Raw genomic sequence first — 22065 nt, 5'->3', positions numbered from 1 at the left:
GTGTAATCATGAAGTATAAATTATTGGTTCTTGATGTAGACGGAACACTCCTCAATGATGCGAAAGAAATTAGTAAGCGTACATTGGCTGCCCTGTTGAAGGTTCAGCAAATGGGAGTACGTATTGTGCTGGCATCCGGCAGACCGACTTATGGCCTGATGCCGTTGGCCAAGATGCTCGAACTTGGAAACTATGGAGGTTTTATCCTTTCCTATAATGGCTGTCAGATTATCAATGCACAAAACGGGGAAATTCTGTTTGAACGTCGGATTAATCCCGAAATGTTGCCGTATCTGGAAAAGAAAGCCCGTAAAAACGGTTTTGCCTTATTCACTTATCATGATGATACGATTATAACGGATTCTCCTGAAAATGAACATATCCAAAATGAAGCCCGGTTGAATAACCTGCAAATAATTAAAGAAGAAGAATTTTCTGCTGCCGTTGATTTTGCTCCTTGTAAGTGTATGCTGGTGAGCGATGACGAAGAAGCACTGGTTGGTTTGGAAGATCACTGGAAGAGACGACTGAACGGAGCGTTGGACGTATTCCGTTCAGAGCCATATTTTCTGGAAGTAGTTCCCTGCGCCATCGACAAAGCCAACTCTTTGGGCGCTTTGCTGGAGGTGCTGGATATGAAGCGTGAGGAAGTGATTGCTGTAGGCGATGGTGTGTGTGACGTAACAATGATTCAATTGGCCGGGCTGGGCGTAGCTATGGGACATTCACAAGACTCGGTGAAAGCCTGTGCCGACTATGTGACCGCTTCGAATGAGGAAGACGGAGTGGCCGTTGCAGTGGAGAAGGCTATTATAGCTGAAGTGCGTGCTGCTGAAATTCCCCTTGACCAACTGAATGCGCAGGCACGCCACGCATTAATGGGAAACTTGGGAATTCAATATACATACGCCGACGAAGACCGTGTGGAAGCAACGATGCCGGTAGACCATCGTACCCGTCAGCCTTTCGGCATTTTGCATGGGGGAGCTACTCTTGCGTTGGCGGAAACAGTTGCCGGACTCGGTTCGATGATTCTTTGCCAGCCGGACGAGATTGTAGTAGGAATGCAGGTCAGCGGAAACCATATATCTTCTGCACATGAAGGAGATACAGTGCGTGCGGTAGGAACAGTTGTACATAAGGGACGTTCCTCCCACGTATGGAATGTAGACGTGTTTACTTCAACAAACAAACTGGTGTCTTCCATACGGGTAGTCAACAGTGTGATGAAAAAGAGATGACCGACGAAGAAATAAGTAACTTGACAACTATTGATGCATTTATTCAGCGGAAGCAGCCGTTTGCTGTTTACCGTATTCCCGGAGAGAAAGTTCCCCGTCTGTTGACGCAGGCGGAAGGAGCGGTCCGTTTGATATACGATTTGAAAGAACTGAATGGACAGAGAGGATTTGTAATTGCTCCGTTTCAGGTGAGTGAGTCATGTCCGGTTGTGTTGATTCAACCCGATCAGTGGGGGCAGCCTTTACCCGTGGATGATGATACGGAAGAAGACCGGGAGATAGCCTTGCGCCTGCAAGGACAAGAATCATTTCTGACTTCTTCTACGGAAGAATATGCGGCATGCTTTCATACCTTTATAAATGCGTTACGTGACAGGACGTTTGATAAACTAGTGCTTTCCCGTCATCTTACAGTTGATAAAGTTGCGGATTTTTCTCCTTTGTCCATCTTTCGGGCGGCTTGTAAACGTTATATTCATTCGTATATTTACTTATGTTATACTCCGCAGACGGGCATCTGGCTGGGAAGTACTCCCGAAATCATTTTATCAGGTGAGAAAGACGAATGGCATACGGTTGCACTAGCCGGAACACAGCCTTTGCAAGATGGCAGATTGCCGCAAGTATGGGATGAAAAGAACCGGAAAGAACAAGATTATGTTGCTTCTTATATCCGTCGGCAGCTTCTTTCACTGGATATTCATTCTACGGAAAACGGGCCATATCCTGCTTATGCCGGTGCTTTGTCACATTTAAAAACTGATTTCCGTTTTTCTTTGAAAGATAATAAAGGTTTGGGAGACCTTCTGAAAGTTTTGCATCCGACACCTGCCGTATGCGGCTTGCCGAAGGAAGAAGCCTATCAGTTTATTTTGCAGAATGAAGGTTACGACCGCCGCTATTACTCCGGCTTTATCGGATGGCTCGATCCGGAAGGACGAACAGACATCTATGTAAACTTACGCTGTATGCATATCGAAGATAAACAACTTACTCTTTATGCCGGCGGTGGATTATTGGCCTCTTCGGAATTGAATGACGAATGGCTGGAAACGGAGAAGAAGTTGCAAACCATCAAACGGCTGATTGCAGTGCCTCCTTTAAAATCATAAACTACTAATAATTATCATCATGTATACAGACAAGAAGAACATACTCCAGTTGGTTGCGTTGCTCGAGGCGCATGGGATTACTAAGGTTGTATTGTGTCCGGGTAGTCGTAATACGCCCATAGTACATACTTTGTCTAACCATCCGAATTTTACCTGCTATCCGGTGACGGATGAACGGAGTGCCGGCTATTTTGCCATCGGTCTTGCGTTGAATGGTGGTAAGCCCGCAGCTGTCTGTTGCACTTCCGGTACTGCATTATTAAACCTTCATCCGGCTGTGGCAGAAGCATTTTATCAAAATGTTCCTCTGGTCATTATTTCTGCGGATCGTCCCGCTGCCTGGATCGGGCAGATGGATGGACAGACAGTACCACAACCAGGCGTATTTCAGACATTGGTTAAGAAGTCAGTAAACCTTCCGGAGATTCATACGGAAGAAGATGAATGGTATTGCAATCGTCTGGTGAATGAAGCTTTGCTGGAAACGAACCATCATGGAAAAGGACCGGTACATATTAATGTCCCTATTTCTGAACCGTTGTTCCAGTTTACGGTTGATTCGCTTCCTGAAGTGCGTGTCATTACCCGTTATCAGGGGTTGAACGTCTACGATCGTGATTATAATGATTTGGTCGATCGGATGAATAAATACCAGAAGCGAATGATTATCATCGGTCAGATGAATCTTATCTACCTGTTTGAAAAAAGATATATCAAGTTATTATATAAACATTTTGCCTGGTTGACTGAACATATCGGCAACCAGACAGTTCCCGGTATTCCGGTAAAGAACTTTGATGCGGCGCTTTATGCCATGCCCGAAGAGAAGGTCGGCCAGATGGTTCCGGAGTTGTTGATTACTTATGGAGGACATGTCGTTTCCAAACGGCTGAAGAAGTTTCTCCGTCAGCATCCGCCTAAAGAACATTGGCACGTATCGCCGGACGGTGAGGTGGTCGATTTGTACGGCTCATTAACTACGGTGATCGAAATGGACCCGTTCGAGTTTCTGGAGAAGATAGCCAGTTTGTTGGACAATCGGACTCCTGAATATCCCCGTGTGTGGGAAAACTATTGCAAGATCATTCCCGAACCGGAGTTTGCTTATTCGGAAATGTCTGCCATCGGTACGTTGTTGAAAGCCTTGCCGGAGTCATGTGCGTTGCATCTGGCTAACAGTTCGGTGGTGCGCTATGCACAATTATACTCTATTCCTTCTACGATTGAAGTTTGTTGCAACCGGGGAACAAACGGTATTGAAGGCTCGCTGTCTACGGCTGTCGGTTATGCGGCAGCTTCCGACAAACTGAACTTTATAGCTATCGGAGATTTGAGCTTCTTTTATGATATGAATGCGTTGTGGAATGTCAACGTTCGCTCCAATCTGCGTATCCTTCTGTTAAATAATGGAGGAGGAGAGATTTTCCATACCTTGCCGGGGTTGGATATGTCGGGTACTTCGCATAAATTTATTGCGGCAGTCCATAAAACGTCCGCCAAAGGTTGGGCAGAAGAGCGTGGGTTTCTTTATCTGCAAGCGCAAAATGACGAAGAACTGGCTGAAGCGATGAAAACTTTCACTCAACCGGAAGCTATGGAGCAGCCTGTGCTCTTGGAGGTGTTTACCAACAAAAACAAGGACGCGCGCATGTTGAAAAATTATTATCATCAATTAAAACAAAAATAGATTATGTCAACACAAAGAGAGTGGACAACCATCAGAGAATACGACGATATTCTTTTTGATTATTATAATGGAATTGCCCGTATCACGATCAACCGTGAACGCTATCGGAATGCGTTTACTCCGACAACTACTGCTGAAATGAGTGACGCATTGCGCATCTGCCGTGAAGAAGCGGATATTGATGTGATTGTGATTACCGGAGCCGGTGATAAGGCATTTTGTTCGGGCGGCGACCAGAATGTGAAAGGACGTGGCGGATATATCGGAAAAGACGGTGTGCCTCGTCTTAGTGTATTGGATGTGCAAAAGCAGATTCGCAGCATCCCGAAACCGGTGATTGCTGCCGTGAACGGTTTTGCTATTGGTGGCGGACATGTGCTTCATGTGGTATGTGATTTGTCCATTGCGTCGGAAAATGCTATTTTCGGTCAGACGGGTCCTCGTGTAGGTAGCTTTGATGCCGGATTCGGTGCGTCTTATCTGGCACGTGTGGTCGGTCAGAAGAAAGCACGCGAAATCTGGTTCCTTTGCCGGAAGTATAATGCACAAGAAGCATTGGATATGGGATTAGTGAATAAAGTAGTTCCCTTGGAGCAGTTGGAGGACGAATATGTACAGTGGGCGGAAGAAATGATGTTGCTTAGTCCGTTGGCTTTGCGCATGATTAAAGCAGGATTGAATGCCGAACTGGATGGTCAGGCAGGTATTCAGGAATTGGCAGGTGACGCAACGTTGCTCTATTACCTGACTGATGAAGCACAGGAAGGCAAGAATGCGTTTCTGGAGAAACGTAAACCGAACTTCAAACAATATCCGAAATTCCCTTAAAATCGGCTTTGCCACAGAGTACCACAGAGTTTGCTTTTCCTGCGTTTAAGCCCGATTTTCTGCAAAGCAAGACTGTGGAGGAGAGAATGGTAGGAGAACTGCAAGAGATATAACTTATTAAAACTTCGTGAGGCTCTGTGTTATTCTGTGGTGAATTGAAAAATTATTCACGATGAATTGTAAAATAGAAATTATTCCCCGATTGCTCCATTTCAAGCAACCTGCCGGGACTTCCAGAGGAACATATACTACGCGTAAAGTTTGGTATCTTCATTTTACCTCTCCTGACTTCCCTGGCAGAGTGGGAATAGGGGAGTGTGCACCTTTGCCCGCTTTAAGTTGTGACGATCTTCCTGATTACGAAGATATATTAGTGAAAGTCTGCCGGAAAGTAGAGAGGGAACAAGGCAGATTGGATATGGATGGCTTGTGTGACTATCCTTCAATTTTATTTGGTCTGGAAACGGCCATCCGGCATTTCTTTGCAGGAAACTGGGCTTTATGTGATACGGCTTTCTCACGTGGAGAAGTTGGTATTCCGATTAACGGCCTTATTTGGATGGGAGATTTTCAGAACATGTTATCCCAGATTGAGAAAAAGATGGAAGCCGGATTTCGTTGTATCAAGTTAAAGATAGGTGCCATCAATTTCGAAGAAGAACTGACATTGTTGCGCCATATTCGTACGCATTTCTCTTCTAAAGAAATAGAGTTGCGTGTAGATGCAAATGGTGCTTTCTCACCCGTGGACGCAATGGAAAAACTGAAACGTCTGTCCGAGTTTGATTTACATTCTATCGAACAGCCAATCTGTGCCGGACAATGGGAGGAAATGGCTCGGCTTGCTGCCGAATCTCCATTAGCGATTGCTTTGGATGAAGAACTGATAGGATGCAATACGCTGGAAAGGAAACAGGAGCTGCTTTCAACAATTCGTCCGCAATATATCGTTATTAAACCTTCTCTTCATGGAGGAATATGCGGAGGAGACGAATGGATTACCGAAGCTGAAAAACAACAGATCGGCTGGTGGATAACTTCCGCTCTGGAATCAAACATTGGGCTAAACGCCATTGCCCAGTGGTGTGCAACATTCAGCAATCCGTTGCCACAGGGACTGGGAACAGGGGCGCTCTTTACAGACAACGTGGAAGTGCCTCTTGAAATAAGAAAAGATTGCCTGTGGTTTTGTAAATGATGGTGTTAAAGGATAATCGACTGGTAACGACAAAACATAGAACTAAAAAAGATGGCAATATTAGCTGCTGATAAAGACAAAGAGATTAAAACCCTTTTCTTAAAATATATGGCTTGGAACATGCTTCCATTGCTATATAACGATGCATTGAAGAAACTCTGTAAGATGGGATTTAGCCCTGCCAAGGCTACTAAGTTGCTGAAGTCAATGCAAGAGAATGGCGAGATAGAAATCGTTTCAAACCTGCATTATTTCGGGAATAAAAGATGTCGGTTGCTGCCCGGCATCCATCTCCGGTATTTATGGCTGATGCGAAATGAATCGTTTGAAGAATTTGAAAAAGAACAATCTCTCCCCGGATATATTGAGCTGCAAGCGAGAACATTGTGTAATGCGATGTTACAATGGGCTGCGACGAAGGAATTGGATAATGATATAATAACGCATTGGCCGGTAGACGAATTGACACTGCCTCTATTTCGTGAAATGGCATATTCTACCGAATGGCGAGATTTATACAGTAAACTTTCTGTCGGTGTTTTATATTGTATTATCGATGGATATGCCAATCGTTGGAATTACTGGCTGGAAGAAATAGACGAGCTTTTTGTTGAAAATCTATATCTAAGGAATCAATCAATGCCTACTTCCGTTAAAGCGTATTTTCGGGAAGTTTATTCATTTTATGAATATGTATTGTCTGGTCGTATCAATGAAATCCCGGAGAATGTAACGTCCCGCTCTGTGGATGGTTTATGCGCCCATGCGCTTTATGCCCAATATCATGGAAATTATTCAGAGGCACTTAAAATATATCGGCAAGCTCTCAAAGATATAGAAAGTACCTATCTTTTTGATACGCCTTTCTATTCGTTAACGTATGTCATAGCATTAATGCGCGAGGGTAGTGAGGCTTCAAAGAAAAAGATGAGCGGATTAGTGACAAAGAAACGGATTCGTGAAGAAAGGCAATGGCTGCCGGCTTATCTGATGCTTTTGATTGCTTTAGGAAGAGATACTAAAGAATTAGTCTTATGGATAGAGCGGAACTATGACCTGCAATCGAATATGGTAAAAGCATTATTGTATTTACTTCTCGAACATTATAAGCTGAATGAGAAAATCTATATAGACAATCGCCCTATTGAGAAACTGCTTGAAAACGATCGTTTTAAAGCATTGCAGTTAGAATATTCATGCGACTTTCAGGCTTTTATTTCTAAAAATGCGCAATTGAGGGAAGAGATGGGAGTGGCTCCCCTGCTTCCTTCTTATGCTAAACAGGAACCTTGGGAAATTGCGTTGGACAGATTAGCGGAGCTGGTTCGGAATCAGGAAACCAGAGAAGTAGCGAAAGGAGCCGCTGATAACATAGCTCGGTCACGCATTGTATATCATATAACGAATTATGGTCAGATCATTCCCCGACTTCAAAAGTCGAAAGACGGAATAACCTGGACGGGAGGGAGGAATATAGCTTTGGCTACTTTCCAGCAGAACGCAGTAGAAGGGATGAGCGAACTAGACAAGAGCCTTGCGGCATGTGTCAAGTACTTTAATGCCGGATATTCTATAGGAGACATTTATGAGTTGAGCGGACCCAAGGCGTTATCTCTTTTGGCGGGTTATCCATTTGTGTATATGGAGAGAAATCCGGATATTCCTATTGTAATTACGAAAGAAGAACTACAGTTGGTGGTTACTCAACTGAAAGACGGTTATCAGGTGAGCAGTAATGTGAAACAGTTGGGAAGTTCGAATACTATTTTAAATAAGGAGAATGATCAGCTCTATCGGATTGTAGAACTGACCTCGGAACAGCGTGCCATATTGGAACTCTTCAAACAATCCTCCCGCTTTCCGTTAAAAGCTAAAGACCAGTTGGCGGACGTGTTGGGGAAATTGGGAAGAAACGTGACGATACATTCGGACTTGGTACGCAATAAAGAAAACCTCAAGCAAATAAAAGGAGATTCATTGATAACCGTTCAGCTGTTGCCCGTAGGAGACGGAATCAAGGTGGAACTTTTTGTAAAACCTTTCATCGAACAGCCGCCTTATTGCAAAGCCGGTGAGGGAGTGGGAAGCGTGATTGGAACAATGAAGGGCGAACGTGTGCAGGCGGTACGCAATTTGAAGAAAGAAAAAGAAAATTATGTGATAGTCAACCAGCTACTTCAACGGGTCAGCGGAGACTTTATGGCTACGGATACGGCTTACTTTGCAGATTACTATCAATGTCTGGATCTGATAGAAGAGCTTCGCGAGCTGTCAGATGTGTCGCGTACCGAGTGGCCGGAGGGTGCTAAATTGTCTATAAAGGGCATTGCGGATTTTCCACAACTGAAGCTTTCTATGAAAGGGGTAGGATACTGGTTCGAGATAGATGGAGAGTTGGAGATAGAAGACGGAGTCCGGATGAAGATTTCCGAACTTTTGCGGAAAACCCGTGAAAGCAGGGGGCGTTTTATAGCGTTGAATGACTCTGATTTCATCGCATTAAGCAATCAGTTACGTCGGAAGTTGCAAGAACTTGATTCTATCCTGCTGAATGATAAAAGTCTGAAAGTTTCCAGCTTTAATGCCACTTTGCTTGCTGATATGGAACAACAGGGAATCCTGCTGAAAAAAGACCATAAGTTTAAGGAACTACAGCAAAAAATAGAACAGGCAGAAAATGTCCGGTTCATCGTACCTGCCACGTTACAGGCTGAATTGCGTGATTATCAGATGGATGGATTCCGGTGGTTATCACGATTGGCGTATTGGGGAGCCGGTGCTTGTCTGGCGGATGATATGGGATTGGGAAAAACGATACAAGCCATTGCTCTGATGCTCAGCAGAGGGAAGAAAGGTGCTTCTTTGGTTGTCGCTCCTGCATCCGTATTGCTTAACTGGCAGAGTGAAATCAACCGTTTTGCTCCTTCGCTTACTTGCCGGGTGCTACATGACAGCTGCGGTGATCGGGAGCAAATGATACAGGAGACAGGTGATTATGATATATTGCTTACTACTTATGGATTGCTGAATGCGGAGGTTGTATTGTTGAGCAAGAAGCAGTGGAATGTCATCCTGCTGGACGAAGCCCATACAATTAAGAATAAAGACACCAAAATGTCCAAGGCGGCGATGCAACTCAACGGTGAATTCCGTTTGTTGTTGACCGGAACTCCCATACAGAACCATCTAAGTGAAATCTGGAACTTATTTCAGTTTGCCAATCCCGGTTTACTGGGGACATTTCCGCATTTTAATGAAAAGTTTATTCTGCCCATTGAGAAAAACGGAGATAAGCAACGGCAAAAACAATTAAAGAGAGTGCTGCAACCTTTTCTGCTTCGACGTACCAAAAATGAGGTTTTGGACGAACTGCCGCAGAAAACAGAAATAGTGCAGAAGGTAGAACTGTCTTCCGAGGAAATGGCTTTGTATGAGAATCTCCGTCAGCAGGCTGTTGCTAATATCGAGGAAAGTTCGTTGGGGGCTATGCAGGCATTGGCGGAAATCACTCGTTTACGTCAGGCGGCCTGTCATCCGGCTTTGATCAATGATAAGCTGAAAATTGACTCATCCAAGACAAAAGTATTTATGGATTTGGTAGATGAACTTATCGGCAATCAGCACCGTGCGTTAGTATTCAGCCAGTTCACGTCTCATCTGGCTTTGATTCGCAAAGAACTTGATTTGCAGGGTATTTCCTATCTTTATTTGGATGGAACGATGTCTGTAAATGAGCGTGAAAAACAGGTCAGTCGGTTTCAACAAGGAGAGGGACACCTGTTTTTGATTAGTCTCAAAGCGGGAGGTACAGGGCTGAACCTGACAGCCGCCGATTATGTGATTCATTTGGATCCATGGTGGAATCCTGCTGTCGAAGACCAAGCTTCAGACCGTGTTTACCGTATCGGTCAAACTCGCCCTGTCACCATCTATCGGCTGATAGCTTCCAATACGATTGAAGAGAAGATTGTCACGCTGCATCAAAGTAAGAAATCATTGGCGGATTCTCTACTGGATGGAAGCAATATGGCGCATAAATTGACTAAAGAAGAAATGTTGGAACTGTTGCGAGGAGGCATTCAATAAAATGGAATTTGAGAGAGAAAAGCAATCGCTTCTGCTTGAAGGAGTACGATATACAGCCAATGATTTGCATTTGTTGAAAACAAAGGCGGTAGGAGCATCCGATTCTTCTACAGGGCAGATGTTGTATGACTTCCTGCAAGAGTGGTTTACCGAATCTCCTTGGATGACAGTTCATACTTCGGGATCTACCGGAAAACCGAAAAAGATAAGGATTAGCAAGGATAAAATGATGCAAAGCGCACGTCTGACCTGCGAATTTCTGAATTTGCAAATAGGAGACACTGCTTTGTTATGCATGAATCTCCGTTATATCGGAGCTATGATGGTAGTCGTACGCTCTTTGGTTGCAGGTTTGAATCTGATTATACGTCCCGCTTCCGGTCATCCGTTAGCGGATATGAAACAGCCTTTGAGATTTGCGGCAATGGTTCCTCTGCAAGTTTATAATACCCTGCAGGTGCCTGAAGAAAAAGAACGGTTGCGACAAACGGATGTTCTGATAATCGGTGGTGGAGCAATCGATGAGGCTTTGGAAGCAGAAATCAGAAATCTTCCGGGTGCTATCTATTCTACTTATGGCATGACCGAAACGTTGTCTCATATTGCTCTCCGCCGTCTGAATGGGGTATTAGCTTCCGAACGCTATTACCCTTTTGCTTCTGTGGAACTGTCTTTATCTTCTGAAAATACATTGGTCATTAAAGCCCCTTTGGTATGCGATGATATTTTGCAAACCAATGACATTGCGCATATCTATCCCGATGGAAGTTTTACTATTCTCGGTCGGAAAGACAATGTCATCAATAGCGGCGGAATAAAAATCCAGGCAGAGGAAATAGAAAAAATCCTTCGCCCGTATATTCCCGTGCCGTTTGTCATCACTTCCGTACCGGATCAACGTTTGGGGCAGGCGGTGACTTTGTTGCTGGAAGGGCAGCCGGACATAGAAGAAATAGAAGACAAACTACAGAGTATATTAGAACCTTATCATCGTCCTAAATACGTTTTATATACAGACTGTATACCGCAGGCGGGTAATGGGAAGATGAATCGTGCGGGTTGCCGTGATTTGGCGGAACGGTTATTATCGTAGTTTGAAAGTGAATGTTATACCGTCGACCACCGCAAATTGGTAAAGATAGGTGTGGACTTCGACAAAGAAACCCGTAATATCGGTCGCTGGTTGGTTCAATAAGAGAGCCGGGGCTCATCTCATACTTCTTCTAAACGCATCAAACACCATTTTCCAGTTTGTTGAGAACAACATAACTATGATGCTCATATCGAAGGTTCATAGGTTTCACACTTGTTTGAATTGTTATAAATCAGACGACTACGGTGATAGAAATCTGTGAATCTAGGATAAATAATCCTTCACCCCTTCACCTCATTATAAGCTATCAAGATATTGGGTAAGTTTATTCAGGTTCATACACATTCAGATGTCAGATACCTTCATCTTAAGAAATCCGGAGGTGACCTACTTTTATCTGTTAATTTGAAGTTTAACGAACTATTGTAGATGCTCCCTCATAATATACTAATAGATAAACTCTAGGCTATTAATAGAAAACTTCCACTCTGTTACGCCTAAACTTCTTTTGTATGGCTTGCAAACTTATATTCTGCTTATTATAAACTATAAACGAAGCTTTCATTTTTATAAATGTAACCTTTGTTTTTATAATTGCAACTTGCGTTTATAAAAACAAAGCTTGCATTTATAGTTTGTTGTTAGGCAAATATAACTTTGTAACTAATGCAAAGAAAGTTTGGTCTTAATAGGAAGGAAGTTATCTATTAATAGTTTGGAGTTTACTTACTAATAGACAATATGACAATTGACAATAAAAAAATAAACTTATTGATAAGGTAATAATAGAAGGAGTAATGGCATATAGTCTTTCAATTCATTCCTCAAAAGTTCCATCGTCTTTTGTTTGTATCGGTTGATAGATTTCACGCTAAGATTCATTTCTTCTGCGATCTCTGCATGTGTTTTACCTTCAAAGAAACTTTTCATAAAAACAGTGCGATAGTTTTCGGGTAACTTATTCAGTGTCTCGTACAACATTCTGTATAGTTCATCGAGAGTATACACACTATCTGGCTCTGTCTCATAGATAGGCGCTTTCTTTTGAATGTTTTCGGCATAACTCCATTCATATTCTTGGTGTTTCAGGAAATTCAGACAACTGTTTTTTACACACATCTTGATGTATCCCAATGCCGTGTCCGATTGCAAGTCAAAGGATTCAGTTTCAAACTTATCCCATAATGAAGTAAATACATCTGAAACGATATCTTCACGTGTTTCTTTATCATCAACAAACCTTTTTGCATACAGACAAAATGGGGCGTAATATTCCTCATAAAGTTGTTTGAAAGTCCGTTCTTTAGTTTGTTTGGAAAAAGATATTTTCATTATTTAGAGATTCTGTAGTTTTTCATTTTGCTGCAATATATAATAAGATAATTATCAGAGCCTAATTTTCGATTCTTTTTTTTGCTTTCACCCCTAATGAATGGAAAATAATCAGATAAGACTGTCCTTTTGTATATAGGTTGATTGTATTATATATAAACAGGATTAAAATATGAAAAACAAGTTTTTTTTATTGGCTATAACCTTTTGTTTGCCAATACATCCTCAAGAAGTTTCCAAGTCTTTTATTCCGATGGTTGAAATACCTGCCGGAAGTTTTTATATGGGAAGTGACGGATTAGGCGAAGATTTTGATGAGGCTCCTATCCATCAGGTAGTAATCTCTCGCCCGTTTCGTATGGGAATCACTGAAATAACGAATGCGCAATATGAGTCATTCCGTCCGGAACATCGGGCATTACGAGGAAAAAACGGTGTTTCGCTGGAAGATGATGAAGCAGTCGTCAATGTGAGTTATTCCGATGCTGTTGCCTTTTGTGAATGGCTTAGCCGGAAAGAAGGCAAAAACTATCGTTTGCCAACAGAAGCGGAATGGGAATATGCTTGTCGGGCAGGCACATACACACTATTTTCCACAGGAGACGGGTTACCTGCAGTTTATCATCGGAATCAAAAAGTGGTTCGTGACTTTGATCCGGTATCTTTAAAAGTAGCTCAGACTCCTCCTAATACATTCGGGCTTTATGATATGCATGGAAATGTGGAAGAATGGTGCTTGGATTGGTATGCTTCTTATTCCGCAGAAAAGCAGAAAGACCCGGCAGGACCATTGGCAGGAGAGTTTCGGGTCACTAGAGGAGGGAGTCATCACACCCCGGAGAAATACTTGCGAAGTGCCAATCGACTGGCTATGCTCCCGGAAGATAAACATTCCCAAACCGGATTTAGAATTGTGGAAGCAGATACTCGTTTGAATGTATCGGGAACATCTGCCCCTGTCCCGTTCAATCAGGAATCTGTAAAAAATACATCTATAAAATGGAAAAAAGTATCTGCTATCACACCGATGTTTCTGCCTCCGATACCATTTGTGGTACGTCCGGCATGTGATTCGAATACCCCATTTTATCTGCATAATCATCAGCCTGCAGTTACGTGGTGTGATAATGGAGATTTGCTGGCAATATGGTTTTCTGCAAATGAAGAGAATGGGAGAGGGATGGTAGTACTCGGTTCCCGCTTGCGTGCCGGGCATACTGATTGGGATGTGGCTTCTTTATTCTTTAAAGTTCCGGATCGGAATATGACAGGAAGCGCTTTGCTCAATGACGGAAAAGGAAAATTGTATCATATCAATGGAATGGAAGCATCGGGTGACTGGCAGAATCTCGCAATGGTACTACGTACCAGCACAGATAACGGTGCTTCATGGAGCACTCCTAAACTGATAGCTCCCGAACATACCAAACGTCATCAGGTAATAGCTGGTACGATTCGCACACGTGAGGGATGGCTGGTTCAAGCCTGTGATGCGGGTCCCGGCAGTCATGACGGGGCAGCTGTTCAAATCAGTAAAGATGGAGGAAAAACATGGTGCGATCCTTGGGATGGCGCTCCTTTGCCGGATTTCAAAGAAGGAGGAACGGGAAGTACAATCGCAGGTATCCATGCGGGAATTGTACAATTAGGGAACGGAAGTTTGATGGCTATGGGACGTGGTAATAGCATACGGAATAAAGAAGGAAAACTCCGAATGCCAATGAGCATATCAGATGATATGGGAAAGACCTGGAAATATGTAGCAAGCGAACTCCCTCCTATTGACGGAGGTCAGCGTCTTGTTTTAATGAGACTGAATGAAGGCCCTTTATTATTGGTGTCTTTTACAGACCATCCGCAACGTACGCCTTTGGAAGAACGTGGTCTGGAATTTAAAGATAAAAATGGAAATGTGAAGAAAGGATATGGCATGTATGCGGCTCTTTCCTACGATGAGGGAAAAACATGGCCGGTAAGAAAACTACTGACGGACGGTGAATATCGCTTTTTAAACGGTGGAGCATGGACGGGATATTTCGAAATGGATGAAAATCATGCTGAACCACGTGGCTATCTTGCAGGAACACAAACTCCTGATAATGTGGTTCATATCCTTAGTAGCCGATTGCATTACCGCTTCAATTTGGCATGGCTCGAAAAATAAAATAAAAAAAGTTTGTTTTTGCTGTCCTTTTCCAATTACTTCAGTTGTATTATAAGTGTAATTACAATTAAAAGATAAGATTTTGAAAGAAAATATGGAAAATATGAGTCCGGAATCATTGCTCCGTAAAGCACAAGCATTGGGAGATGATATTAAAGAAATGGAATCCATTGATGTATTGGGTGCCTATTATCAAGCACAAGCCAAACTAAAAACTAATAGAAGAAAGAACATGTATAATCAACTGATGCGTTATGCAGCATTTCTGACTATACCTTTATTTCTCTCTTCTCTGGTTTTGGGATATTTATATTTTAGTGGAACAGAAACCGACGAAAAATATGCAGAGGTGGTAACCGCTACCGGTTCTGTCATACGTTATGAACTTCCGGATCATTCTGTAGTATGGTTGAATGCAGGTAGTACATTGTGTTATCCTACCACTTTCAAGAAAGACAACCGGTTGGTAGAGTTGAAGGGTGAAGCATATTTCGAAGTGCAGGCAGACAAAGATCGTCCTTTCTATGTAAATACTCCGAATGGCTTGAGCGTATATGTTTATGGTACCAAATTTAATGTAGCTGCTTATGAGGATGATAATTATATAGAAACAGTATTGGAAAAGGGTAAGGTAAATGTGATAACCCCCGATCAGGAAACAATTGTATTGGCTCCTGGAGAACAGTTGCTTTACGACAAACAGAGTCAAAAGTCGAAAAAAAATAAAGTGGATGTCTATGGAAAGATAGCTTGGAAAGATGGAAAACTAATTTTCAGAAATGCTTCATTGGAAGAAATCCTGAAGCGTCTGGAACGACATTTTAATGTAGAAATTCAGTTTAACAATAGGTCTGGAAAAGAATATAAGTACCGGGCTACTTTCCGGACTGAAACTCTGTCGCAGATATTGGATTATCTGGCCAGGTCTGCCGATTTAAAATGGAAAATTGAAGAACCGCAACAACAGGCAGATGATACATTATCAAAGACTAAAATTAGAGTAGATTTATATTAGAGTAGTAACCCTTAAAATAAAAGCCCATGGAATAACACAAGAGAATAAAAGAAAAAAGGAAGAAAGCTGCTACCAACAGCTGTCTTCCTCCGAATTTTCCAGATTCACGGTACAAGGTCTCGCAAACACTAGCCGGAATCAAACCATAGTTCATTTAGTAATAAACTTTAGTTAGCCACAAATGTATGAAAAAAAATCATTCATTTACAGCATTATGTCCTAAATATGCTTTAAATCTAAAACTTCCTTTAGTTATGAGGATTAGTCTAGCACTACTTTTCGCAGTAGTATTACAACTTTCTGCCGAAGATGGTTATGCCCAGCGAACGCGGGTTGCCATTTCAATGAACAATGTATCTGTAGAACAGGTACTGAATAAAATAGAGGAGACGTCCGACTATGTTTTCCTTTATAATGATAAAACAATTCAGAAGAACCGTATTGTTTCTGTGAGAAACAATTCAGGTAAGATACTGGATATTCTTGATGAGGTGTTTAAAGGAACCAACATTACTTATACAGTGGTTGATAAGCAGATTATCTTGTCTACCAATAAATTGAATGTAACAGAGCAAGATCCGACTATCCAGGTAAAAGGTACAGTGAAAGATACAAAAGGAGAACCTTTGATCGGAGTGAATGTGAAAGTAAAAGGAACAACTACCGGTGCTATTACAGACTTCGACGGAAACTTTCAGATTCAAGCTAAAAAGGGAGCGGTATTGGAGATCTCTTATATTGGATATGCTTCTCAAGAGGTGAAGGTTGCAGATAATAAATCGCTTTCCATTGTGATGACGGAAGATACCAAAGTCTTGAATGAGGTTGTTGTAACGGCTTTGGGCATTAAACGAGAAACTAAGTCTTTGACATACAATGTGCAGCAGATTGGCGGAGACGAAGTGGCAAAGGCGAAAGATATGAATGTGATGAGCAGTCTTGCCGGTAAGGTGGCGGGTGTGAATATCAATGCAAGTTCATCCGGTATTGGAGGTGGTGCCCGTGTGGTAATGCGTGGTACGAAGTCTATATCCGGTAATAACAACGCTCTATATGTAGTAGATGGAGTTCCTTTGGCTAATATATCAGGTGAACAACCTGACGATCAGTATACGGGTGCCGGACAATCCGGTGACGGATTGGCTAACTTCAACGCTGATGATATAGAATCAATTTCAGTACTTAGCGGATCGGCCGCCGCTGCACTATACGGTTCGGCTGCTGCCAATGGTGTGGTACTTATCACAACGAAGAAAGGGGTTGTAGATAAAACCAGATTGACTTACAGTAATAATTCAACCTTCTATTCACCATTCCGATTGCCGGAATTCCAGAATACGTATGGTTCGGAAACTGGAGAGTGGTATAGTTGGGCATCTAAATTGTCATCTCCTACCGATTATGAAGTTAAAGATTTTTTCCAGACAGGTTACAATGTAGCAAACACTGTAAGTCTGACTACAGGGACACAAAAAAATCAAACCTATGTATCCGTAGGTGCTGTGAATGCCCGGGGTATCATTCAGAATAATGACTTGGACAGATATAATTTCTCTGTTCGTAACACGACCTCTATGCTGAATGATAAACTGACGATGGATTTAAGTTTTATGTATTCTAATGTAAAGGAACAGAATATGTTGTCGCAAGGAGAGTATGCCAATCCATTGGTTCCCGTTTATTTATTTCCTCGCGGTGATGATTTCTCGAAATATCAGTATTATGAACGATATGATGTAGACCGTAACATAAAAACACAGTTTTGGCCATTGAAAGAAAATGGATTATCCATGCAGAATCCTTACTGGATTACGAACCGGAATATGTATACCAACAAGAAAGACCGTTTTCTGGCAAGCGGTTTACTAAAATATACGATAACAGATTGGTTGAATGTTTCCGGACGCGTGAAACTGGATAAGGAAACTATCAACTCGGAAAAGAAAATGTATGCTTCCACTTTGAATGTGATTGCTGAAAACTCGGATAAAGGAGCATACGTGCAATCGAACAAGAATACCAGTCAGATATATGCGGATGCCATGTTGAATATCAATAAATATTTCTATCACGACACATGGAATCTGACAGCATCTTTAGGTGCCAGTTTATTGGATTTGGATTATAAGGAGCTTAATTTTGGAGGAGGATTACTGACCATTCCTAATCTGTTTACTTCTAACAATGCGAACGTTTCCGGTAAATTAACCTATAAAAATACGAACTATCACGACCGTACCAATTCTTTATTCGGAACATTCTCATTAGGATATAAGGGCATGGTTTATGTAGACGGTTCGTTGCGTAATGACTGGATATCCGCTTTGGCAGGAACAAACCATTCTTCCATATTATATCCTTCTATCGGTGCTTCAGCAATTCTGACTAATATGTTTACAATGAAATCTAACATTCTTTCTTATGCAAAGGTTCGCCTTTCATATAGTGAGGTGGGTAATGCACCGGAAAGATTCAGGGCTATCACTACGTACGCAGTGTTGGGAGGATTGAATACCACTTCTTATTTCCCGATAAAAGACCTTAAACCGGAGAGAACTCATTCATGGGAAGGAGGATTTAATTTAGGTCTGTTTGATAATAAACTGACACTGGACGTGACAGCTTATAAGACATATACGGAGAATCAGCTCTTCAGTCCGGAAATTTCTACAACAACCGGATATTCTAAATTATATGTAAATGCAGGTAAAGTAACGAATAAAGGTATTGAGTTAGCTCTTGGCTTTAAACAGAATATAGGGCCTGTAGATTGGAAAACAACTTTACTATGGTCGCTCAACAGAAACCGCATTGACCAATTACTCCCTGAATATACAAATGAAGAGTTGGGAGTGACAGTACATCTGGACGAAATGGATGTCTATTCGTTAGGCGGTGCCAAACAGCGGCTAACAGTAGGGGGCTCTATGGGAGATGTATATGTGAATACAATGAGAACTGATGAGCATGGACATATCTGGATGAATTCAATGACGGGTACATTGGAAACAGATAAGAATAATTATGTCTATGCTGGTAATACCAATCCGAAATATACTCTTAGCTGGAGAAATGAATTTAATTGGAAAGGAATCAGTCTCGGATTTATGTTGAATGCCCGTGTAGGTGGTATCGGAGTTTCTGCCACTCAAGCTGTAATGGACTATTATGGAGTGTCTAAGACATCGGCAGAAGCGCGGGATAATGGTGGCGTGAAAGTAAACGGTCAGATGATTGATGCCCAGACATGGTATCAGACTATCGGAGCTAATGGTACAGGTTATGTAGGTTCTATGTATGTATATAGTATGACGAATGTTCGTTTGGGAGAATTGACATTGGGATATGATATTCCGATCAATAAATGGTGTAAATGGATTTCTGGATTGAATGTGTCCTTTGTAGGGCGTAATTTATGGATGCTGTATTGTAAGGCTCCATTTGACCCGGAATCTACCGCAAGCACAGGTACTTATAACCAGGGTATGGACTATTTCATGCAACCGAGTTTGAGATCGATGGGATTTTCTGCAAAGATTTCTTTCTAATTGGATAACCTTTAAAAAAAATAATGATGAACATACGTAAGTTTTTTAAAGTAAGGAACTACTACTTACTCCTTGGAGTAATCATGATAAATGTAGGTTGTACGAAGAATTTTCTGGAGTACAATACCAATCCTAATGAAGCAACCGATGAGATGACGGATTGGGATAATGTGAGAACAGGTTCTCTTCTTTTACAGATGGAGCAGAACGTACTGGTGGTAGCACAACCGGGACTTAATATCGGTTCGGACAGATATCAGACTGTGGAAGTGATGGGTGGAGATGGCTATGTCGGCTATTTTGGTTTTCCTGCTCCCAGTATCAATTCTGCCGGTCGTTACAATTGGGATAAAAGAAGTTGGTATGGTGATATGTTCACTACCAATTACCTGACGACTATGAATGCCTGGCGTGAAATAAGAAAAGCGATTAACAATGACGAAGATCCCCGGTTTTCTATGGCGCAGATTCTGAAAGTAGCGGCAATGCACCGTGTGACAGATACCTATGGGCCTATTCCTTATTTGAATTTTGGAGTTTCAAAAGAAGTGCCTTATGATTCGCAAAAGGATGTTTATTACAGATTCTTTGAAGAATTGGATGGAGCTATCAATAACTTGGATAGTTATGCTGCATCCGGAAGTAAAGTTTTGTCATCATGGGATTGTGTGTTCAACGGTGATGTTACATCTTGGATAAAGTTTGCCAATTCACTTCGTTTGCGTCTTGCATTGCATCTTGCCTATGTGGATGAAACAAAGGCAAAAAGTGAAGCCCAACTGGCTATTGGCAATAGTTATGGATTGATGAATGTAAAGTCTGATTTAGCAGAACTTCAGCATATTACTCCGATAGCGACTTATGAAAGTCCTCTGTATATTCTGAAAGGATGGGATGATATTTGTATGGGAGCGACGCTGGATTCATACATGAATGGTTATCAGGATCCACGACTTTCTGCTTACTTCGAGGCAGGTACGGGTGGAAAATATCGGGGTATAAGAGCCGGAATGTCAAAGGACGTAAGTAAGGATAAATATATAACAGGAATCTTTGCCGAACCACAGGCAACTGCTACTTCCAATGTAGTGTGGATGCGTTCATCCGAATCATATTTCTTGTTGGCGGAATATGCTTTGCGTTGGGGAACGAATGCTGATGCTAAAAAGTATTATGAAGATGGAATAAGAATGTCTTTTGATGAACATGGTGCATCAGGAGCTGACGCGTATCTGACAAGAACTGCGGCGGGTGGATATGTGCCTGCCAATTATGAGGATCCCGTGACATCATCTCATTCCATGGATGCTTTGGGGACTGTTTCTATCGCTTGGGATGAATCGGGAGATTTTAAAACAAATCTGGAACAAATCATTACTCAAAAGTACATTGCTCTTTATCCGGTGGGACAAGAGGCATGGACAGAGTTCCGCCGTACCGGTTACCCGAAAGTATTTCCGGTTGTTGTGAACGAAAGTTCCGGAGGTTCTGTAGACACAAATATACAAATCCGCAGATTACCTTATCCGGAATCGGAATATAATACGAATAGAACAGAGTTGGATAAAGGCATCACACTTTTAGGTGGCGTAGATAACCCGGGTGTCAGATTGTGGTGGGATGTGCCTAATAAATAATTGGTTACTTAAATAATGCAGAATATGAAAAGAAATTATGTATATTTTTTGTTCACCTATCTCTTGACATTTGTTGTGAGTGGTTGTGATACGGATATTGAACCGGAAGTTATACAGGCGGCTAATACTTATAATGAAGAATATTATCAGAACCTGCGTGAATATAAGAAAACAGATCATGCTATTTGTTTCGGCTGGTATGCCGGTTATACTTCAGAAGCATCTCCTTCGCAGGGACTTCATTTCATTGGTTTACCGGATAGTCTGGACATCGTCAGTCTGTGGTCAGGTATTCCTTCCAACAATCCGGCTTATGTAGAAACTAGTTATTATAACGAGCGTTATTTGCCGACTGCTTATGAGGAAATGAATTATATCCGTGCAGTAAAGGGGACTCGCGTTGTGATGTGTACGATTTGCCGTATTGGAAGTACGGAGTTTCCTAAAACCGACGCAGGTATCGAGGCTTATGCTTTACATCTTGTGAGATGTGTGTTGCGTAACGATCTGGATGGTTTGGACTTGGACTACGAACCGGAAGGCGACTGGTTGCAAAATGATAACTTTACAAAGTTTATAAAGGTATTGGGAAATTATTTCGGTCCTCAATCGGGTACAGGCAAATTATTAATTGTTGACTTCTATAATCAGCTGCCTCCTAAGGAAACAGAACCTTATGTCGATTATTTTGTACGACAATGTTACACCACCGGTAGTGCTCAAAGTTTGCAATCTAAATTTGACCAGCTTAGCAGCTGGTGTCCTCCTGAAAAATTCGTTGCTACGGAACAAATGGGATGGTACTGGCAGAATGGTGGAGTCGAATTTACGGAAGCCGATGGAAATAAAGTAGATTCATGGGGCAATCCAATCTATTCTGTAATAGGTATGGCACGCTGGAATCCTACACAAGGACGAAAAGGCGGATTCGGCGGATATTATTTTGAATATGAATACAATACCACTCGTCCTGCTAATCAGGCTATAGGTGATAAAGAGAAAGCCGCTATTCCTTATTATAGCCTTCGACGTGGTATTCAGGAACAAAATCCTGCCGGAAAGCCTGTACAACAGTCTACTAAACAAGAAACGGAAGAAGAAAATGGATGAATTTTAAATTTGTA

At 42.0% G+C, this 22065-nt stretch carries 13 protein-coding genes; 12 read left to right on the top strand and 1 reads right to left on the bottom strand.

What is annotated here, in order from left to right; genetic code table 11:
- Window positions 1-8: 8 nt before the first annotated feature.
- The 7 genes from DW862_RS05720 to DW862_RS05690 all read left to right on the top strand — a co-directional run bounded on the left by DW862_RS05720 (window position 9) and on the right by DW862_RS05690 (window position 11245).
- Window positions 9-1241: a Cof-type HAD-IIB family hydrolase gene (locus DW862_RS05720; RefSeq protein WP_008021524.1), complete on the top strand. Its 1233-nt coding sequence runs from the start codon at window positions 9-11 to the stop codon at window positions 1239-1241.
- On the top strand, window positions 1238-2353 hold the full coding sequence (locus tag DW862_RS05715; RefSeq protein WP_008021526.1) for an isochorismate synthase: 1116 nt from the start codon (window positions 1238-1240) through the stop codon (window positions 2351-2353). Before DW862_RS05720 ends, DW862_RS05715 begins: the two co-directional genes overlap by 4 nt.
- A gap of 19 nt (window positions 2354-2372) precedes the next feature.
- Window positions 2373-4040, top strand: a complete 1668-nt coding sequence (menD, locus tag DW862_RS05710) for a 2-succinyl-5-enolpyruvyl-6-hydroxy-3-cyclohexene-1-carboxylic-acid synthase (RefSeq protein ID WP_120067441.1) — start codon at window positions 2373-2375, stop codon at window positions 4038-4040.
- A gap of 3 nt (window positions 4041-4043) precedes the next feature.
- On the top strand, window positions 4044-4868 hold the full coding sequence (menB, locus tag DW862_RS05705; protein WP_004310001.1) for a 1,4-dihydroxy-2-naphthoyl-CoA synthase: 825 nt from the start codon (window positions 4044-4046) through the stop codon (window positions 4866-4868).
- Between the two features lie 172 nt (window positions 4869-5040).
- The gene (locus tag DW862_RS05700) at window positions 5041-6066 is read left to right on the top strand and encodes an o-succinylbenzoate synthase (RefSeq protein WP_008021533.1); all 1026 of its coding nucleotides are present in this window, start codon (window positions 5041-5043) and stop codon (window positions 6064-6066) included.
- Window positions 6067-6117: 51 nt separating this feature from the next.
- Window positions 6118-10152, top strand: a complete 4035-nt coding sequence (locus tag DW862_RS05695) for a DEAD/DEAH box helicase (RefSeq protein ID WP_120067440.1) — start codon at window positions 6118-6120, stop codon at window positions 10150-10152.
- Between the two features lies 1 nt (window position 10153).
- Window positions 10154-11245 carry an AMP-binding protein gene (locus DW862_RS05690; RefSeq protein WP_120067439.1) on the top strand — a complete coding sequence of 364 codons (1092 nt, stop codon included), beginning with the start codon at window positions 10154-10156 and terminating at the stop codon, window positions 11243-11245.
- A gap of 768 nt (window positions 11246-12013) precedes the next feature.
- On the opposite strand, the gene DW862_RS05685 is transcribed toward DW862_RS05690, so the two are convergent.
- On the bottom strand, window positions 12014-12577 hold the full coding sequence (locus DW862_RS05685; protein ID WP_008021539.1) for an RNA polymerase sigma-70 factor: 564 nt from the start codon (window positions 12575-12577) through the stop codon (window positions 12014-12016).
- 172 nt (window positions 12578-12749) lie between these two features.
- On the opposite strand from DW862_RS05685, the gene DW862_RS05680 reads away from it, so the two are divergent.
- From DW862_RS05680 to DW862_RS05660, 5 genes are all read left to right on the top strand, one after another.
- The gene (locus tag DW862_RS05680) at window positions 12750-14741 is read left to right on the top strand and encodes an SUMF1/EgtB/PvdO family nonheme iron enzyme (RefSeq protein ID WP_120067438.1); all 1992 of its coding nucleotides are present in this window, start codon (window positions 12750-12752) and stop codon (window positions 14739-14741) included.
- Between the two features lie 94 nt (window positions 14742-14835).
- The gene (locus tag DW862_RS05675) at window positions 14836-15756 is read left to right on the top strand and encodes a FecR family protein (RefSeq protein WP_120067456.1); all 921 of its coding nucleotides are present in this window, start codon (window positions 14836-14838) and stop codon (window positions 15754-15756) included.
- Window positions 15757-16010: 254 nt separating this feature from the next.
- Window positions 16011-19304, top strand: a complete 3294-nt coding sequence (locus tag DW862_RS05670; protein WP_120067437.1) for a SusC/RagA family TonB-linked outer membrane protein — start codon at window positions 16011-16013, stop codon at window positions 19302-19304.
- 23 nt (window positions 19305-19327) lie between these two features.
- Window positions 19328-20941: a SusD/RagB family nutrient-binding outer membrane lipoprotein gene (locus DW862_RS05665; RefSeq protein ID WP_225449719.1), complete on the top strand. Its 1614-nt coding sequence runs from the start codon at window positions 19328-19330 to the stop codon at window positions 20939-20941.
- Between the two features lie 24 nt (window positions 20942-20965).
- Window positions 20966-22051: an endo-beta-N-acetylglucosaminidase family protein gene (locus DW862_RS05660; protein ID WP_120067455.1), complete on the top strand. Its 1086-nt coding sequence runs from the start codon at window positions 20966-20968 to the stop codon at window positions 22049-22051.
- Window positions 22052-22065: the final 14 nt, after the last annotated feature.

It is taken from the genome of Bacteroides sp. AM37-9, from assembly GCF_003603455.1.
Taxonomy (GTDB): Bacteria; Bacteroidota; Bacteroidia; order Bacteroidales; family Bacteroidaceae; genus Bacteroides; species Bacteroides xylanisolvens.
This window is presented reverse-complemented; position numbering and strand designations above follow the sequence as displayed.

Bases quoted from the DNA above. Each gene is read 5' to 3' on its own strand.
- DW862_RS05685 (WP_008021539.1), bottom strand. From the start codon at position 12,577: ATGAAAATATCTTTTTCCAAACAAACTAAAGAACGGACTTTCAAACAA.
- DW862_RS05660 (WP_120067455.1), top strand. From the start codon at position 20,966: ATGAAAAGAAATTATGTATATTTTTTGTTCACCTATCTCTTGACATTT.
- DW862_RS05680 (WP_120067438.1), top strand. From the start codon at position 12,750: ATGAAAAACAAGTTTTTTTTATTGGCTATAACCTTTTGTTTGCCAATA.
- menB (WP_004310001.1), top strand. From the start codon at position 4,044: ATGTCAACACAAAGAGAGTGGACAACCATCAGAGAATACGACGATATT.
- DW862_RS05695 (WP_120067440.1), top strand. From the start codon at position 6,118: ATGGCAATATTAGCTGCTGATAAAGACAAAGAGATTAAAACCCTTTTC.
- DW862_RS05715 (WP_008021526.1), top strand. From the start codon at position 1,238: ATGACCGACGAAGAAATAAGTAACTTGACAACTATTGATGCATTTATT.
- DW862_RS05670 (WP_120067437.1), top strand. From the start codon at position 16,011: ATGAGGATTAGTCTAGCACTACTTTTCGCAGTAGTATTACAACTTTCT.
- DW862_RS05665 (WP_225449719.1), top strand. From the start codon at position 19,328: ATGATGAACATACGTAAGTTTTTTAAAGTAAGGAACTACTACTTACTC.
- DW862_RS05675 (WP_120067456.1), top strand. From the start codon at position 14,836: ATGGAAAATATGAGTCCGGAATCATTGCTCCGTAAAGCACAAGCATTG.
- menD (WP_120067441.1), top strand. From the start codon at position 2,373: ATGTATACAGACAAGAAGAACATACTCCAGTTGGTTGCGTTGCTCGAG.
- DW862_RS05700 (WP_008021533.1), top strand. From the start codon at position 5,041: ATGAATTGTAAAATAGAAATTATTCCCCGATTGCTCCATTTCAAGCAA.
- DW862_RS05690 (WP_120067439.1), top strand. From the start codon at position 10,154: ATGGAATTTGAGAGAGAAAAGCAATCGCTTCTGCTTGAAGGAGTACGA.
- DW862_RS05720 (WP_008021524.1), top strand. From the start codon at position 9: ATGAAGTATAAATTATTGGTTCTTGATGTAGACGGAACACTCCTCAAT.